Source organism: Streptomyces sp. NPDC047525 (assembly GCF_040643025.1).
Taxonomy (GTDB): domain Bacteria; phylum Actinomycetota; class Actinomycetes; order Streptomycetales; family Streptomycetaceae; genus Streptomyces; species Streptomyces durmitorensis.
The window spans coordinates 314,213-328,725 of sequence record NZ_JBEYTL010000008.1 but is presented as its reverse complement, the minus strand read 5'-3'; the positions used below and the strand labels follow the sequence as shown (position 1 = coordinate 328,725).

Annotated in this window: 16 protein-coding genes and 1 pseudogene; 14 read left to right on the top strand and 3 right to left on the bottom strand. The window is 71.0% G+C overall.

Annotation, left to right across the window (positions count from 1 at the left end; all coding sequences use genetic code 11):
• Positions 1-172 precede the first annotated feature (172 nt).
• The 11 genes and pseudogenes from ABZ833_RS25000 (at position 173) to ABZ833_RS24950 (ending at position 9,009) form a co-directional block, all read left to right on the top strand.
• Positions 173-1,579 carry a family 2B encapsulin nanocompartment shell protein gene (locus ABZ833_RS25000; protein ID WP_361050250.1) on the top strand — a complete coding sequence of 469 codons (1,407 nt, stop codon included), beginning with the start codon at positions 173-175 and terminating at the stop codon, positions 1,577-1,579.
• A 96-nt stretch (positions 1,580-1,675) separates the two neighbouring features.
• Positions 1,676-2,794, top strand: a complete 1,119-nt coding sequence (locus ABZ833_RS24995) for a family 2 encapsulin nanocompartment cargo protein polyprenyl transferase (protein WP_361050247.1) — start codon at positions 1,676-1,678, stop codon at positions 2,792-2,794.
• A gap of 278 nt (positions 2,795-3,072) precedes the next feature.
• On the top strand, positions 3,073-3,702 hold the full coding sequence (locus tag ABZ833_RS24990) for a GNAT family N-acetyltransferase (RefSeq protein WP_361050244.1): 630 nt from the start codon (positions 3,073-3,075) through the stop codon (positions 3,700-3,702).
• A 44-nt stretch (positions 3,703-3,746) separates the two neighbouring features.
• The gene (locus ABZ833_RS24985; protein ID WP_361050241.1) at positions 3,747-4,538 is read left to right on the top strand and encodes a GAF and ANTAR domain-containing protein; all 792 of its coding nucleotides are present in this window, start codon (positions 3,747-3,749) and stop codon (positions 4,536-4,538) included.
• A 114-nt stretch (positions 4,539-4,652) separates the two neighbouring features.
• Positions 4,653-5,249 carry a dihydrofolate reductase family protein gene (locus tag ABZ833_RS24980; protein WP_361050238.1) on the top strand — a complete coding sequence of 199 codons (597 nt, stop codon included), beginning with the start codon at positions 4,653-4,655 and terminating at the stop codon, positions 5,247-5,249.
• A 66-nt stretch (positions 5,250-5,315) separates the two neighbouring features.
• Positions 5,316-5,594, top strand: a complete 279-nt coding sequence (locus tag ABZ833_RS24975; RefSeq protein ID WP_361050235.1) for a hypothetical protein — start codon at positions 5,316-5,318, stop codon at positions 5,592-5,594.
• Positions 5,595-5,721: 127 nt separating this feature from the next.
• A complete protein-coding gene (locus tag ABZ833_RS24970) occupies positions 5,722-6,774 on the top strand; it encodes a DUF1648 domain-containing protein (RefSeq protein ID WP_361050232.1) in 1,053 nt (350 codons plus the stop codon).
• 4 nt (positions 6,775-6,778) lie between these two features.
• Positions 6,779-7,138: a GntR family transcriptional regulator gene (locus ABZ833_RS24965; protein WP_361050229.1), complete on the top strand. Its 360-nt coding sequence runs from the start codon at positions 6,779-6,781 to the stop codon at positions 7,136-7,138.
• Between the two features lie 5 nt (positions 7,139-7,143).
• Entirely contained in the window at positions 7,144-7,752 is a 609-nt protein-coding gene (locus ABZ833_RS24960) for an amino acid transporter (RefSeq protein ID WP_361050811.1), read from the top strand.
• 132 nt (positions 7,753-7,884) lie between these two features.
• Positions 7,885-8,340 (top strand): annotated as a pseudogene (locus ABZ833_RS24955) (GNAT family N-acetyltransferase); the annotation flags it as partial.
• Between the two features lie 111 nt (positions 8,341-8,451).
• The gene (locus tag ABZ833_RS24950; protein WP_361050808.1) at positions 8,452-9,009 is read left to right on the top strand and encodes an HAD-IA family hydrolase; all 558 of its coding nucleotides are present in this window, start codon (positions 8,452-8,454) and stop codon (positions 9,007-9,009) included.
• Between the two features lie 45 nt (positions 9,010-9,054).
• On the opposite strand, the gene ABZ833_RS24945 is transcribed toward ABZ833_RS24950, so the two are convergent.
• Positions 9,055-9,522 (bottom strand): pyridoxamine 5'-phosphate oxidase family protein, encoded by a 468-nt coding sequence (locus tag ABZ833_RS24945; protein ID WP_361050226.1) that lies wholly within the window; start codon positions 9,520-9,522, stop codon positions 9,055-9,057.
• 130 nt (positions 9,523-9,652) lie between these two features.
• Between ABZ833_RS24945 and ABZ833_RS24940 the strand changes: the two genes are divergently transcribed.
• Complete coding sequence (locus ABZ833_RS24940) at positions 9,653-10,570, top strand: sigma-70 family RNA polymerase sigma factor (protein WP_361050223.1); 918 nt, start codon at positions 9,653-9,655, stop codon at positions 10,568-10,570.
• A gap of 61 nt (positions 10,571-10,631) precedes the next feature.
• On the opposite strand, the gene ABZ833_RS24935 is transcribed toward ABZ833_RS24940, so the two are convergent.
• A complete protein-coding gene (locus ABZ833_RS24935) occupies positions 10,632-12,659 on the bottom strand; it encodes a translation factor GTPase family protein (protein ID WP_361050220.1) in 2,028 nt (675 codons plus the stop codon).
• 174 nt (positions 12,660-12,833) lie between these two features.
• Here ABZ833_RS24935 and ABZ833_RS24930 point away from each other — a divergent pair, with 174 nt between their 5' ends.
• Together ABZ833_RS24930 and ABZ833_RS24925 are read left to right on the top strand one after the other, a co-directional pair.
• Complete coding sequence (locus ABZ833_RS24930) at positions 12,834-13,499, top strand: LysE family translocator (protein WP_361050217.1); 666 nt, start codon at positions 12,834-12,836, stop codon at positions 13,497-13,499.
• A 71-nt stretch (positions 13,500-13,570) separates the two neighbouring features.
• Positions 13,571-13,864 (top strand): hypothetical protein, encoded by a 294-nt coding sequence (locus ABZ833_RS24925; RefSeq protein ID WP_361050214.1) that lies wholly within the window; start codon positions 13,571-13,573, stop codon positions 13,862-13,864.
• A 115-nt stretch (positions 13,865-13,979) separates the two neighbouring features.
• On the opposite strand, the gene sodN is transcribed toward ABZ833_RS24925, so the two are convergent.
• A complete protein-coding gene (gene sodN, locus ABZ833_RS24920; protein WP_160507177.1) occupies positions 13,980-14,375 on the bottom strand; it encodes a superoxide dismutase, Ni in 396 nt (131 codons plus the stop codon).
• Positions 14,376-14,513: the final 138 nt, after the last annotated feature.

Below are 14,513 nucleotides of genomic sequence, written 5' to 3'. Positions count from 1 at the left end.
ACGGCTGCACGGATCTTGGAGTTCCCCTCCGGCGGGGCCCCGGTTCCTGGTACGCGGGTGAGTGCCCCGTCTCGCGTGATCCATTCCCGCTCGTTTGTGTAATGGCGCCGACACGCACCGTGCTGGAAGGGTTGACGGCGCAGATCAGCGCTTGATCGGGAGGGCATTGCCAATGTCGGTAGGCGAAGAGATCCGTACGGACGAGTCCAAGCCGCAGCAGAGCTTGGGTACGTCGGCCGCACGGAACCTGGCCACCACCACCAAGTCCGCGCCGCAGATGCAGGAGATCAGCTCCCGCTGGCTCCTGCGGACGCTGCCGTGGGTGCAGGTGCAGGGCGGTACGTATCGAGTGAACCGGAGGTTGAGTTACTCGGTCGGCGACGGTCGGGTGACGTTCGTGAAGACCGGGGACCGGGTGCAGGTGATCCCCGCGGAGCTCGGCGAGCTGCCGGTCCTGCGGGATTACGACGACATCGAGGTCCTGGGGGAGCTGGCCCAGCGCTGCCAGCAGCGGGAGATCGCGGCGGGCGAGGTCATCACCTCCTTCGGCAGCCACGCCGACGAGGTGTTCCTGCTCGCGCACGGCAGGGTCGAGAAGGTCGGCACCGGTCCTTACGGAGACGACACGGTCCTCGGGTCGCTCGCCGACGGCGCCTATTTCGGCGAGCAGGCCCTGCTCGACCCGGAGGCCATCTGGGAGCACACGACGCGCGCGGTGACCGCGTGCACCGTGCTCACGCTGCCCCGCCAGGACCTGGAGCAGGTCGCGGAGCGCGCTGACTCGCTGCGCGAGCATCTGCAGAGGCTGCGGTCCATCCCGGCCCAGCGGACGAACAAGTTCGGCGAGGCGCCCATCGACCTCTCCGCCGGACACATCGGCGAAGCCGTGCTGCCGGGCACCTATGTGGACTACGAGTCGGCACCGCGCGAGTACGAACTGAGCGTCGCCCAGACCGTTCTGCGCATCCACACGCGCGTGGCCGACCTCTACAACCAGCCGATGAACCAGACCGAGCAGCAGTTGCGGCTGACGGTCGAGGCGCTCAAGGAGCGCCAGGAGCACGAGCTGATCAACAACCGCGAGTTCGGGCTGCTCAACAACTGCGAGTACGAACAGCGGCTGCAGCCGCACGACGGCGTGCCGAGCCCGGACGACATGGACGAACTGCTCAGCCGCAGGCGCGGATCGAAGCTCTTCCTGGCCCACCCGCGTGCGATCTCCGCGTTCGGCCGCGAGCTCAACAAGCGCGGGCTCGTCCCGGAGACCATCGACATGGGGGGCAACCGCATCCCCACCTGGCGTGGCGTGCCGATCTTCCCGTGCAACAAGATCCCGGTCACCGAGGCCCGCACCACCTCGATCATCTGCATGCGTACGGGCGAGGAGGAGCAGGGCGTCGTGGGCCTGCACCAGACCGGCATCCCGGACGAGATCGAGCCGAGCCTGTCCGTGCGCTTCATGGGCATCAGCGAGCAGGCGATCATCTCGTACCTGGTGTCGACGTACTACTCGGCGGCGGTGCTCGTGCCAGACGCGCTGGGCGTCATGGAGAACGTCGAGATCGGCCGCTGGCGGTGAGGCCGTGTCTGTGGACGCAGCTGCGGGTACACCCCTTCCGTACGCGCCCACAGGCCCAGGAAACGCCACCGTCCGCATCCTCCCCGGGGTGAGTCCATGACGGACACGACGACGGACATGACGGAGACGGCACAGGGCCCCGCCGAACAGGGGCCGGTCGAAGAGGACGAGGGGCAGGAGGCGTACGAGACGTCCGAAGCGGCGGAGATCCTGACGTCGGCGCGGCTGTGCGTCGACCCGGAGCTGCGCAGGGCGATCGACTCGCTGCCCGGAGCGATGCGCCGCATCGCGCTCTACCACTTCGGCTGGGAACACGCGGACGGCACACCGGCGGCCGGGCACGCGGGCAAGGCGATCAGGCCCGCGCTCGTGCTCGCCGCGGTGCGGGCGCTCGGCGGTGACCAGGCCATGGCCGTCCGGGCCGCCGCGGCAGTGGAGTTGACCCACAACTTCACCCTGCTGCACGACGACGTCATCGACCGCGACACCACCCGCAGGCACCGGCCCACCGCATGGACCGTGTTCGGCGAACCCGACGCGATCCTGGCCGGTGACGCGCTCCAGGCGCTGGCGCAGCGGCTGCTCGCCGAGGACCCGCACCCCGGGGCCTCGGCGGCGGCCGCCCGGCTCGCCTCCTGCGTGGTGGAGCTCTGTGAGGGGCAGCACGCGGACTGCGCCCTCGAACGGCGCAGCCCGGACGAGGTCACGCTCGACGAGTGCCTCGCCATGGCCGAGGCCAAGACGGGGGCGCTGCTCGGCTGCGCCTGTGCGATCGGGGCGCTGTACGCGGGAGCGGGGCACAGCGCGGTGGAGGCGCTCGACGGGTTCGGCCGTGAGGCGGGGCTCGCCTTCCAGCTCATCGACGACCTGATCGGCACCTGGGGCGACCCGGGGCACACGGGCAAGCCGGCCCGTGCCGACCTCGCGGCCCGCAAGAAGTCCCTGCCGGTGGTCGCGGCGCTGGCCTCCGGCACCCCGGCCGCCGCCGAACTGGCCGAGCTGTACGGACGCCCGTCGCCGGGCCCCGGCAAGGACGGCGACCTGGAGCGCATGGCGCACGCGGTCGAGGCCGCGGGCGGCAGGGACTGGGCGCTCATGCACGCGGCCGACCGGATGTCCCGCGCGATCAACCAGCTCGCCCGTGCGGTGCCGGCCCCGGAGTCGGCGGGCGGCCTCCTGGCGCTCGCGGAGTTCGTGACGCGGCGTACGCGCTGAACGCGCGCAGGCGTACATCCCCGTACGGAGGCGTACGGAGGCGTGCGGGGATGTACGTACCGAGCACCGGAGAACCGAGCGCAGGCAAGGAGGACGTGCCGACAAGACCGGCTGAACAGGGCGGTCGGACGAGACCGACGAGCCCCGCACTCCGCCGAGACACGGCCGGGTGCGGGGCTCACCTGTCTGCCGGGACCGGATCACCTAGGCTGCATCCGAGGCAACCGGTGGATCGGTACACGTAGTTGAGCGTGATCGAGGGGCAAAGGGGCGGGGCTGTGGGCGTAGTGATCCGGAGGGCCGGGGAGAGCGACAGAGCGGACGTGGTCCGGTTGCTCGACGAGGCGTTCCGGGACGATCCGGTGAGCAGCTGGGTCTTCCCCGGTGATGAGCACCGCCGGCGCAGGCACGGCGCCCTGATGGAAGCTTTCCTCGACCTCTCGCTGAGCCAGGGCTTCGTCGACATCACGGAGGACGGCGCGGCCGTCGCGCTGTGGTGGTCCGTCCCCGCGGGCGAGCAGGAGGGCGGCGAGGAGGGGCCCGCGCAGCTCCAGGCGGCCGTCGACCCGGACAACGCGCGCATCGAGGAGATCGGGCGGCTGACGGGCGAGGCGCACCCGACCGACCGGGCCCACCAGTATCTGCACATGATCGGCGTGAGCCCCGAGCGGCAGGGCGAGGGGCTCGGCTCGGCGCTGATCGGCGCCGTGCTCGACCGGTGCGACCGCGAGGGGCTGCACGCCTATCTGGAGGCGAGCAGCAGCCGCAGCCGTGCGCTGTACACACGGCTCGGATTCGAGGACACCGGAAAAGCCGTCGAACTGCCGGACGGGCCGCGGCTCTGGCCGATGTGGCGGGAACCGCGGTCTTCCGCCATGGACTGTGGCGACCCGGGCCGATTCGCTTAAAGTCGTTTCTGCACCGCCGTGTTGTCTGCACCACCGTGTTGTCCATGGACACAACGAAGGGGGCGAGCCGCATGTCCCACGAACTGACCCGTCCGGTGTCCGGTGATACGCCCCGCGAACGACTTCTGGCGGAGGCGTTCGTGGAGGTGGCTGACTCCTTGACCGACGATTTCGACGTCGTCGCATTCCTGCAGAGCCTGGCCCTGCGCTGCGTGGAACTGATCGGCGTTTCGGCGGCGGGCATCCTGTTGGCTGAGCCCCAGGGCGGGTTGCGGCTCGCCGCCGCGTCCGGCGAGCACACCTGGGTGCTCGATCTGTTCGCCCTGCAGCAGGAAGAGGGGCCGTGCCTGGACTGCTTCCGCTCCGGCACGGCGCACACGAACATCGCCCTCGGCGGCATGGAGGCGATCACCGCCTGGCCGCAGTTCACGACGCGCGCCCTGGAGACCGGGTACGAGATGGCGCAGGTGCTGCCCCTGCGTAGGGGCGACCAGGTCCTCGGCACGCTGAATCTGCTCCAGGCGAAGCCGATGGTCCTCGGTCCGGACGAGATCGCGCTCGCGCAGGCCCTCGCGGATGTCGCGATGATCGCGATCCTTCAGCGGCGCTCGCTTGAGCAGAGCGAGGTCGAGCGCGGCCAGTTGCAGGATGCCCTCACCAGCCGGATCGCCATCGAGCAGGCGAAGGGTGTGCTCGCCGAGCGGTGGAAGTGCACGGTCGACGAGGCGTTCGTGGAGCTGCGGCGGCATGCGCGGGCGAACCGGCTGCGGCTCGCCGAGTGCGCGCGGCGGGTGGTGGAGGGGGAGCTCGACACGGAGGGAATTCGCCGCGTGTGACGCGGTGGTTCCGCCTTCTGCTCCTCCCTCCCTCCCTCCCTCCCTCCTCCCTCCCTCCCTCCTCCGAGAACGACATGCGGAAGCAATCCGAAGCAATCCAGGTCTGGAGACGCCTTGCGAAAGCTCATCTACTTCGTCGCCGTGTCGATCGACGGCTTCATCGGTGACCGGAGTGGCGACGGGGAATCCTTCATGCCCTTCGTGGACGAGGAGTTCCTGGAGTTCCTCAAGACGGAATATCCGGAGACCATTCCCGTCGAGGGCCGCCGTCTCCTCGGCCTCGAAGGCCTGGAGAACAAGCACTTCGACACGGTCGTCCAGGGCAGGGGCAGTTATCGCCTCGCCCTGGACACCGACATCACGAGCCCGTACGGGCACCTGCGCGAGTACGTGGCGTCCCGCACCCTCGACAAGTCGCCCGACCCGAACGTCGAGATCATCTCCGGCGACGTGGTCGGCAAGATCCGCGAACTCAAGCAGGAGGAAAGCGAGTTCGACATCTGGCTGTGCGGTGGTTCGAAGATCGCGGGGGAGCTACGGGACGAGGTCGACGAGCTGGTCATCAAGACGTACCCCGTGCTTCTGGGGGCCGGTATGCCGATGTTCGACGGGGGTGCGGGCGCGGAGAGCGTGGTCAGTGAGTTCGAGCTTGACGCGTCCCGGGTCTTCGGGAACGGCGTAGTCGTGCGTACGTATCGCAGGAAGCGCTGACGACTGGGCGGCGGCCGGGCGGCGGCTGGGCTTTCCGGTCCGCGCCGCCCGCCATATCCTGGACGTATGGGCAGCGATGGGAGCCGGTCCGGCCCCCGCCCGCGGAGCGAGCCGGTGTGCGCGAGCTGCGGACGGCCTGTCGGTACGGCCATCAAGCGGCGCAAGGTGCTCGGGGTGTACGTCCCTGTGTGGGGCCCCGGCCCGTGCCACAACCCGCAGTGCGACGCGTGCGTCGACGAACGCGAAGAGCGCGAGGAGCGCGAGGAGCCCGGCGAACCTGAACCGGTCCCAGGCCAGGTCCAAGTCGAGGTCGAGCCCGCGCCCGCGCGCTCCGACGACGACTGAGGCACGGGGATCGGAACAGGGTTCGGTACGGGGATCGGCACAAGGGTCGAGCTGGTGCGCTTCCGTACGTCTCCATTGTTCTACTAGGATGCGAACAATGAAGGTTTTCATGGCTCGCATGGTTCGCATGGCTCGCACATCCGGTGGCGCCCGCATCGCGCTGCTCGCCGCGCTCCCCTTCATGCTCGGCCTGGCGGCCGACCTGGCGGTGTACGCGACCGTCCGTGATCAACTGCCCGACCGGCTGGCCCGGCACTTCGGCGCCGACGGCGATGCGGACGGCTACGTCGGGCACGGCGGGTTCCTCGCGATGCTCGTCGCGGTGTTCGTCGTGCTCGGCGCGGTCAGCGTCTTCGTCGTGCTCCGGAGTGAATTCGCCACGTACCGGCGCGGGCTCAGGGGGCTCCTCGCGGTGGTGTACGCGACGGCCGCGTTCCTGGCCTGGCCGATGGGCGCGAGCCTCGTGGCCAGCCGCGGCACCGCCGACGGCGCGGCCGCGGTGTTCCCCCTGTGGCACCTCGCCGTCGCGGTCGGTGTCGCCGCGCTCGCGGCGGGCGCGGGGGCGGGGCTCGCGCGGTGCGTGCCGCTGCCCGACGCGCGCTCGCCCCTCGGCGCGGACGCTCAAGGGGGCGCGGACCGCATCGACTTGGGGCGCAACGAGATCGCCGGCTGGGTGCGGCGGACGGGCTCCTGGATGCTGAGCGGGATGGGCGTCGCGCTGGCGGCCGCGGGCATCGTCATCCTGGGGCTGACGGACGAAGGCTGGCTGACGCCGCTGTCGCTGTTCGTCCCCGGGCTCCTGATCGCCGCCTTCGCGCGGGCCTGCGTCACCGTGGACCGGCGCGGGCTCACGGTGTCGCCGGGGCTTGTGCCGTGGCCGCGCATCCGGCTGCCCCTTGACCGCATCGAGAGCGCGGACACCCGCAGGATCAACGCCCTCGCGGACTACGGGGGTTGGGGCTACCGCATCGTCCCCGGGCGGTCCGGCATCATCATGCGGTCGGGCGAGGCGCTGGTCGTCCGGCGGGCGAACGGCAAGGACTTCGCCGTCACCGTCGAGGACTCCGCGACGGCCGCCGCGCTCCTCAACACGCTGGTGGACCGGGGGGACAGGGCGGGCCAGGCGGGCCAGGCGGATGACGCAGGCCGCGGCACCGCACCCCAGGACGGGCGGCGCTGACAGCATGCTGTTCCGGATCGATGCGACCTCGTCGGTGCCCCTCGCCGACCAGATCGCCGCATGCGCGCGCCGCGCGGTCGCCGACGGCTCGGTGCGGCCGGGCGAGCGGCTGCCCGCCGCACGGATGCTCGCCGACTCCCTCGGGGTCAACGTCCATACGGTGCTGCGTGGTTACCAGCGGCTGCGCGAGGAGGGCCTGATCGAGCTCAGACGGGGCCGCGGTGCGACCGTCGTGGACGGCGCCGTGGCGCAGGCGCGGGCCCAGCTGGGGGAGCGGGTCAGGGCGTTCGTCGCCGACGCGCTGGAGCTCGGGCTCTCGGAGGACGAGGTGCGGTCCCTGGTCGACACGGAACTGAGGGCGTGAACGCGATGCGTACGGAGACCCCGTGGGGGCCGTGGGAACCCGCCACGCCCGCCGAAGTCAGCGCCCTGTTCGCGCAGTTGAGCGTCCCTTGGTGGATCGCCGGCGGTTACGCGGTGGAGCTGGCCGTCGGTCACGCTTTCCGGGAGCACGTGGACATCGACGTATCTCTGCTGCGCCGCGATCAGCTCACCGTGCAGGAGGCGCTGCCGTCGTGGGAGTGGTGGGCCGCCGATCCGCCGGGGACGCTGCGGCCGTGGCTGCCGGGGGAGGTGCTTCCATCCGGCGTGCACGACATCTGGTGCAGGCCCGGCGAGGGGGAGCCATGGCGCATTCAGTTCATGCTGGAGGAGTCCGAAGGCTCTGTCTGGGTGTCGGGCCGCGACCGGCGGGTGCGGCGGCCCGTCGAGGAGATCGGCCTCGTCGGCCCGGACGGCATCCCCCGCCTGGCGCCGGAGATCCAGCTCCTCTACAAGGCGAAGTCGCCCCGCCCGAAGGACGAGCGGGACTTCGACGCGCTCCTGCCTGTGCTATCCGCGGCCCAACGGGCCTGGCTGGACCGGGCTGTTGAGCTCGCGTACGGCCCGCACCCCTGGGCCGCCCGGCTGCGGGGCTGACGGGGGCGGGGGCGGTATGGTCCGACGGTTCCGGTACGTGAGTCGCCTGGGGAGGCTCGGGCGGCCCCGGTGTCTCGAGCGTCGGGGCACCTCGGCATCACCCGCAGCTGCGGCCATCTGCATCATGGGCCCATGGACATGACCGAGCTTGATGGATCGCGCGCGCAGAAGAGCGAAGGGCCCGGCGAAGCGCCCCGCGTCCGCCACGCCCGCCCCGCCGACCTCCCCCGCATCGTGGAGCTCATCGCCGAGCACGCCGCGTACGAGAAGGGCACGCCGCCCGCCCCCGGCCTGGAACAGCGCCTGGACGCCCTCCTCTTCGGGGTGCCGGACCCGCGCCTGCGCTGCCTGGTGGCCGAGCTGCCCGGCGGCGATGTCGTCGGCTACGCGACGTGCGCGCCGGAGATCTCCACGTGGGACGGCTCCGAGTACCTCCACATGGACTGCCTCTTCCTGCGTGACGGGCACCGGGGGCTCGGCATCGGCGAGCTCCTGACGGACGCGGTGGCGGCCCAGGCCCGTGCGCTCGGTCTCACCGAGGTCCAGTGGCAGACCCCCGCCTGGAACGAGGGCGCGATCCGCTTCTACGGCCGGATCGGCGCCGACGCCAAGGAGAAGCTGCGCTTCGCCTGGCAGGTGCCGCCGCCGGTGTTCGACGCCGTGCTCTGCGACCTGGACGGCGTGATCCGCTTCTACGACATGTCGGGGGTCGAGGAGATGGAGCGTGCCGCCGGTCTGCCCCACGGCAGCACCGCCGAGATCGCCTTCGCTCCCGAGACCGACCTGCCGCTGATGCTGGGGCGCACCGGCAAGGCGGAGTGGGTGGAGGCGATCGCGCGCGGCCTGTCGGACCGGGTGCCGTACGAGCGGGGGCACGCCCTGGGCACCGCGCTCGCCGAAGCCGGGTTCTCCGCCGACGCCACCGTGGTGGACCTGCTCAGGCGGGCCCGCGCGCACCTGCACGTGGCGCTGGTGACGAACGCGACCCCCTGGCTCGACGACGACCTGGCCGAGCTCGGCATCGCCGACCTCGCGCACACCGTGGTCAGCAGCGCCGGCGTCGGCATCGTCAAGCCCGACCGCCGGATCTACGAGATCGCCGTGGAGCGGGCAGGGGTCCCGGCCGAGCGCTGCCTGTTCGTGGACGACCGCAAGGAGAACGTGGACGCGGCGGTCGCGCTCGGCATGGTGGGGCTCCACTACACGGGACCCGACGACCTGCGGGAGGCGCTGGCACCGGTGCTCGGCCACAGCTGAGCCCCGGGCCACGCCCCCGCCAGGCTCACCGCGCCCCCGCCCGGCTCACCGCACCGTCCACCGCCCGCCCAGCATCAGCTCCCTGCCCTCCAGCTCGTCGGCCTCGCGCCAGGCCTGGAGGCGCTGCGGGGTGATGCGGAAGTAGGTGTAGGCGGTCTTGAGCCTGCTCGGGTCGAAGCCCGTCTTCGTGGCGAAGGCCTCACGGAGCTCGGCGGTCAGCTCGGCCCCGTCGAGGGCGCGTACGGCCCCTTCGACGAGGACGAGGTCGCGGGTCGGCCCGATGCCGACCCGCGCCTTGCCGGTCGCCCGGAGATTGCGGCCGGTGACGCTGGCTTCCGGAGTGGCCACCAGCAGGCTCTCGCCGTCCCAGAGGAAGGACAGCGGGATGAGATACGGGGTCCCGCTCTCCGCGTCCGCCGTCGCCACCCACGCGTCGATGTCGTGGTCGAGGCGGTGCAGGGCGTCCTGCTTGCGCTGCTCGGGCGCGCGGGGTGCTGTCGTCTCCGTGCTCATGCGCCCTGTCCCGACGGCCGGCGCGAGATGCGGGCGGCCGGTATGGCGTACGCGTTCATTACTGTTCTCCTCCAAGTGCCCGGGAACGGTGGTCACTTCTATGACGGATCACGACGGGGGAATGTGACAGATGGACCATAACGAAGCAGCGGCGGACCAGGGCGAAGCGCTGGCGGCCCGCTTCGAGGAGCACCGGCCGCATCTGAAGGCGGTCGCCTATCGCATGCTCGGTTCGCTCAGCGAGTCCGAGGACGCGGTCCAGGAGTCCTGGATCCGGCTCAGCCGCGCCGACTCCGGTCAGGTGACGAACCTGGGCGGGTGGCTGACGACCGTCGTCGGCCGGATCTGCCTCGACATGCTGCGTACGCGGCAGTCGCGGCGCGAGGACTCCCTGTCGCTCTCGATGGACACACATGTGCCCGACCCGGTGGTGAGCTGGGGGGATGTGGTCGACCCCGAGCAGGAGGTGCTGCTCGCCGACTCGGTCGGCCTCGCGCTGCTCGTCGTCCTTGAGACGCTCGCGCCCGCCGAGCGCCTCGCCTTCGTGCTGCACGACATGTTCGCCGTGCCCTTCGACGAGGTCGCCCCCATCGTGGAGCGCACCCCGGCCGCGACCCGGCAGCTCGCGAGCCGGGCCCGTCGCCGGGTGCAGGGTTCGGCGCCCAGGCCCGACAACGACCCCGTGCGGCAGCGTGAGGTCGTCGGCGCCTTCCTCGCCGCCGCGCGGGGCGGCGACTTCGACGCGCTGCTCGAACTGCTCGACCCGGACGTGGTGTTGCGGGCGGATACGGGTGAACTCGCCTCGGGGCTCTCGAAGTTGGTGCGGGGTGCGACCGTGGTGGCCGGGCAGGCCGCGATGTTCTCGAAGGCGGCGCCGACCACCGAGCTGGCCTTCGTCAACGGCCGCGTCGGTGTGGTCGGGGTGCCGCAGGGCGAGGTCGTCTCGGTCATGGAGTTCACGATCACGAACGGCAGGATCGTGGAGCTCAACCTCCTCGTCGACCCCGCCCGCGTACGGGGACTCGGCCTCCCCCGGTTCCGGGCCTGACCTGGTCCGGGTGCCTGACCCGGTCCCGACACCGGACACGGACTCAGCGCCGGACACGGACTCAGCGCCGGACACCGGCCACCTCCCGCAGATACTCCTTGCGGCAGAGCGGATTGCGGTCGGTGCGCGGCCGGTCCGGGGCCTCGCCCCGGACCGGCTGGTACCGCTCGAAGGCGGACTCCAGCTCGCCCTCGCCGCGCGTCAGCGAGGGCAGCAGCTGCTCCAGCTCGTGCACGCGGGCGGCGGGGATCTCCCCCTCGACCACGTACGCGGCTCCGCGCGCCGTCTGGGTGTGCGGGACCGCGCGCAGCCGGGAGAGCGCGGGCAGGAGCTGCCCGAACACGTCGCTCGGGACACTGAGCCGGAAGTGGTGCAGCGGCTCGTGCACCGCGGTGCCGGCCCGCCGCAGCGCGCTCAGCAGGACCAGCGGTGTCAGCTGCCGGAAGTCCCCGGCCGTGCTCGACATGCTCTTGTCGAAGGTGCCGTGTGCGTGGCTCTGGCGGGGCCAGTAGCCGGAGTGCGTCATGGTGACGACGCAGTCGTCGACCTGCCACCCGTGGACCCCCTGGAGCAGCGCCTCGCGGACGGTCTCCTCGACGGCGCGGAAGAACGCGTACGGCATCGAACCGAGCTCGATCTCCAGGCGGAACTCCACGCCGGAATCCGGCGGACCGGGATCGACGCGCAGTCCGACGGTGGCCAGGAAGGGGTTGGAATCCGTGCCGATCAGCTCGTACGCGGACCCGCTTCCGGTCACGCGCTCCACGCAGATGGTCGTGGTCTCGCGGAACGCGACGTCGATGCCGTACTCGTCGCGGAGGGTCGCCTCGATGACTTCCTTCTGGACCTCGCCGTACAGCGACACGTACACCTCCTGGCGGAGATCGTCCTGCCGCAGGTTGATCAGCGGGTCCTGCTCGGCGAGCTGGGCGAGCGCGAGATGCAGGGCGCCCCTGTCGCCGGGGCGGGCGGGGACGACGACGGTTTCCAGGGTGGGCGGCGAGAAGTGGTGCTCCCCGGCTCCGCGCGTCCTGTCGTCGGCACGCGGTACGCCGACGACATCGCCGATCCGGATGTCGCCGAGCCCCCGCAACTTCCCGATCTGACCCGCGGAGACGCCCTCACGCGGGTCCGCGGACCCGCGGTCGAAGACGCTGACCGCGGTGACCTTGCCCTCGCGCCCGCCGCCGAACGGCAGCCGGTCGCGTGTGCGCACCGTCCCCGCGAACATCCGCACGTACGCGACCTTCTCCCCGGCGTCACCGCGCTCGACCTTGAAGACGGTGCCGGACACGGGCTCGCCGGCGTGCGGGCCGCCGTCCTCGGAAGGCAGCAACTCCCGGATTCCTGCGATGAGTTCACCGACGCCCGCGCCGGTGGCGGCCGAGCCGAAGAACACCGGGTGCACCAGCGCCTGCCCGGTCTGCGCGGCGAGCTCGGCGCGCAGCCGCCGGTAGGAGAGCCCCGCCTCGTCGTCGACGTACGCGGAGAGCAGGGCGTCGTCGTGCGCGGCGAGCACGTCGACGAGGCGGCCGGTGAAGGCGGTGTCGCCCGCGCCGAAGGGAACGTACGAGGCGTCGCGGGCGCCGAGACCGCGGACCGTCCCCATGGGCACGATGTCGGGGACGAGCCGCTCCGCGATGCTGCGCAGCAGATCCTTTTCGCGCGCTCCGCGCCGGTCGATCTTGTTCACGAAGACGAGCGTGGGGATGCGCAGCCGCCGCAGCGTCCGCATGAGCACACGGGTCTGCGCCTGGACGCCTTCGACGGCGGAGACGACGAGCACGGCACCGTCGAGCACGCTCAGGACCCGCTCCACCTCGGCGATGAAGTCCGGGTGGCCGGGGGTGTCGATGAGATTGACGGTGACGTCGTCGACGGCGAAGGAGACGACGGCGGATTTGATCGTGATGCCGCGCTGCCGCTCAAGGGCCAGCGAATCGGTCTGGGTGCTGCCCGCATCGACGCGACCGATCTCGTCGATGACACCGGCGGCGTGCAGCAGCCGCTCGGTCAGGCTGGTCTTCCCGGCGTCAACATGCGCCAGGATCCCCAAGTTCAGGGTGGTGGACGTGCTCGACGTATGCACGGAGTGTCATGTCCTCTGGGTTGATGGCGATTCCCTTCTGGCTGGACATGAACAAACGGCGCATTGCGTCTCCTTGACGGGTCGGGGCGTACGGCAAGTGCAGCAGGGGCGGTGCGGGGCGGCAACCGATTTATGGGGCGGCGCGACGGCACGGCCGGCGGCTAGCCTCCCGTCATGCTCACCGCCGCACTCGCGTTCGCGGGCGTCGCCGCGATCATCAACATCACGCCGGGTCTCGACACGCTCCTGGTCCTGCGCACCTCCGTGGCCCACGGCAGGGACGGCGGTTTCGCCGCCGCGCTCGGCATCCTCACGGGCTGCCTTGCCTGGGGCGTGGCAACGGCGGTCGGCCTGACGGCCCTGCTCACGGCATCCCGTCTCGCGTACGACGTCCTGCGCATCGCGGGCGCCGTCTACCTGGCGTGGCTGGGCTGCACGGCGCTGTGGCGGGCGCGCGGGGGAGTGCGGAGCCAGGCGCGGGAAGGGGCGGCAGAGACGGGGGAGCAGGCGGGGGAGGCCGTGCCTCCCACGGCCCGGGACCGCTGGGCCGCCTTCCGCGCGGGGCTTGCCACGAACCTCCTGAACCCCAAGGCCGGGCTCTTCTACATGAGCCTGATCCCGCAGTTCATCCCGGCGGGCGCCCCCGTGTTCAGCACGACACTGCTGCTCACGGCGATCGACCTGGTCGAACTCGCGCTCTGGTACTGGATCGTCACCCACGCGGCATCCGCGCTGGGCGACCGCATCCGCCGCCCGTCGTTCCGACGCCGCCTGGAACAGCTCAGCGGGGTGGCGTTCCTCGGCTTCGCCGTGAATCTCGCGCTGCACGACCGGGCCTGAGGCCTTCTCGTGCGGGCAGCGGATGCGGATCCGGGTGGGGAGCGGGACCCTTGGAAGGAGGAGTGAGTGCCATGAGGGTCATGTTGAGAGCGCGTCTGGACACACAGATCTCGAACGAGGCGATCAAGAACGGCACGCTGCCGAAGCTGATGCAGGCGGTGGCGGAGCAGATCAAGCCGGAGGCCGCGTACTTCGGGCCCAGTGACGGCGGGCGGGCCGCCACCTTCGTCTTCGACATGCAGGACAGCTCGCAGATGCCGTCCATCGCCGAGCCGTTCTTCCTGGAGCTCGGTGCGGAGATCGAGATCTACCCGGTGATGAACGCGGAGGATCTGCAGAAGGGCCTGTCCTCGCTTCGCGGCTGACCGCTCCAGGTCTGATCGCTGCGGGAACACCGCGGTGGGAACGCCGAAAGCACCCGGCTCCGCGCGGATGCCGGGTGCTTTCGTGTGACCAGGTGGCCTGGTGACCCTTGTGGGGTCAGGCCTTCTTGGTCTCCCAGAAGATCTTGTCGATCTGGGCGATGTAGTCCAGCGCCTTCTGGCCCGTGGCCGGGTCCGACGAGCCCTTGGCGGCCGAGAGGGCCTTGAGGGTGTCGTTGACCAGCTGGTGCAGCTCCGGGTACTTCTCGAAGTGCGGGGGCTTGAAGTAGTCGCTCCAGAGCACCGACACGTGGTGCTTCGCGAGCTCCGCGCGCTGCTCCTTGATGCCGATGGCGCGCGTCTGGAACTGCGCGTCGTCGTTGGCGGCCATCTTCTCCTGGACGGCCTTGACCGACTCCGCCTCGATGCGGGCCTGGGCCGGGTCGTACACGCCGCAGGGGAGGTCGCAGTGGGCGCTGACCTTTACCTTGGGGGCAAACAGGCGGGAAAGCATGCAGCGGTCCTTCCTCGTGATCGTCTTCTCAGGTGGGACATTACTCCGTGAGAGACGGCTTTTCGCGAGTGCCCCCTTGGGCTTAGGACAAAAGTCCAGGGTGAGACTGGGACTCGTGGAGGATAGGACCGGGGAGGT

Bases quoted from the DNA above. Each gene is read 5' to 3' on its own strand.
- ABZ833_RS24930 (WP_361050217.1), top strand. From the start codon at position 12,834: ATGCTCACCGCCGCACTCGCGTTCGCGGGCGTCGCCGCGATCATCAAC.
- sodN (WP_160507177.1), bottom strand. From the start codon at position 14,375: ATGCTTTCCCGCCTGTTTGCCCCCAAGGTAAAGGTCAGCGCCCACTGC.
- ABZ833_RS24975 (WP_361050235.1), top strand. From the start codon at position 5,316: ATGGGCAGCGATGGGAGCCGGTCCGGCCCCCGCCCGCGGAGCGAGCCG.
- ABZ833_RS24960 (WP_361050811.1), top strand. From the start codon at position 7,144: ATGCGTACGGAGACCCCGTGGGGGCCGTGGGAACCCGCCACGCCCGCC.
- ABZ833_RS25000 (WP_361050250.1), top strand. From the start codon at position 173: ATGTCGGTAGGCGAAGAGATCCGTACGGACGAGTCCAAGCCGCAGCAG.
- ABZ833_RS24945 (WP_361050226.1), bottom strand. From the start codon at position 9,522: ATGAGCACGGAGACGACAGCACCCCGCGCGCCCGAGCAGCGCAAGCAG.
- ABZ833_RS24965 (WP_361050229.1), top strand. From the start codon at position 6,779: ATGCTGTTCCGGATCGATGCGACCTCGTCGGTGCCCCTCGCCGACCAG.
- ABZ833_RS24970 (WP_361050232.1), top strand. From the start codon at position 5,722: ATGGCTCGCACATCCGGTGGCGCCCGCATCGCGCTGCTCGCCGCGCTC.
- ABZ833_RS24950 (WP_361050808.1), top strand. From the start codon at position 8,452: ATGTCGGGGGTCGAGGAGATGGAGCGTGCCGCCGGTCTGCCCCACGGC.
- ABZ833_RS24940 (WP_361050223.1), top strand. From the start codon at position 9,653: ATGGACCATAACGAAGCAGCGGCGGACCAGGGCGAAGCGCTGGCGGCC.
- ABZ833_RS24925 (WP_361050214.1), top strand. From the start codon at position 13,571: ATGAGGGTCATGTTGAGAGCGCGTCTGGACACACAGATCTCGAACGAG.
- ABZ833_RS24995 (WP_361050247.1), top strand. From the start codon at position 1,676: ATGACGGACACGACGACGGACATGACGGAGACGGCACAGGGCCCCGCC.
- ABZ833_RS24985 (WP_361050241.1), top strand. From the start codon at position 3,747: ATGGACACAACGAAGGGGGCGAGCCGCATGTCCCACGAACTGACCCGT.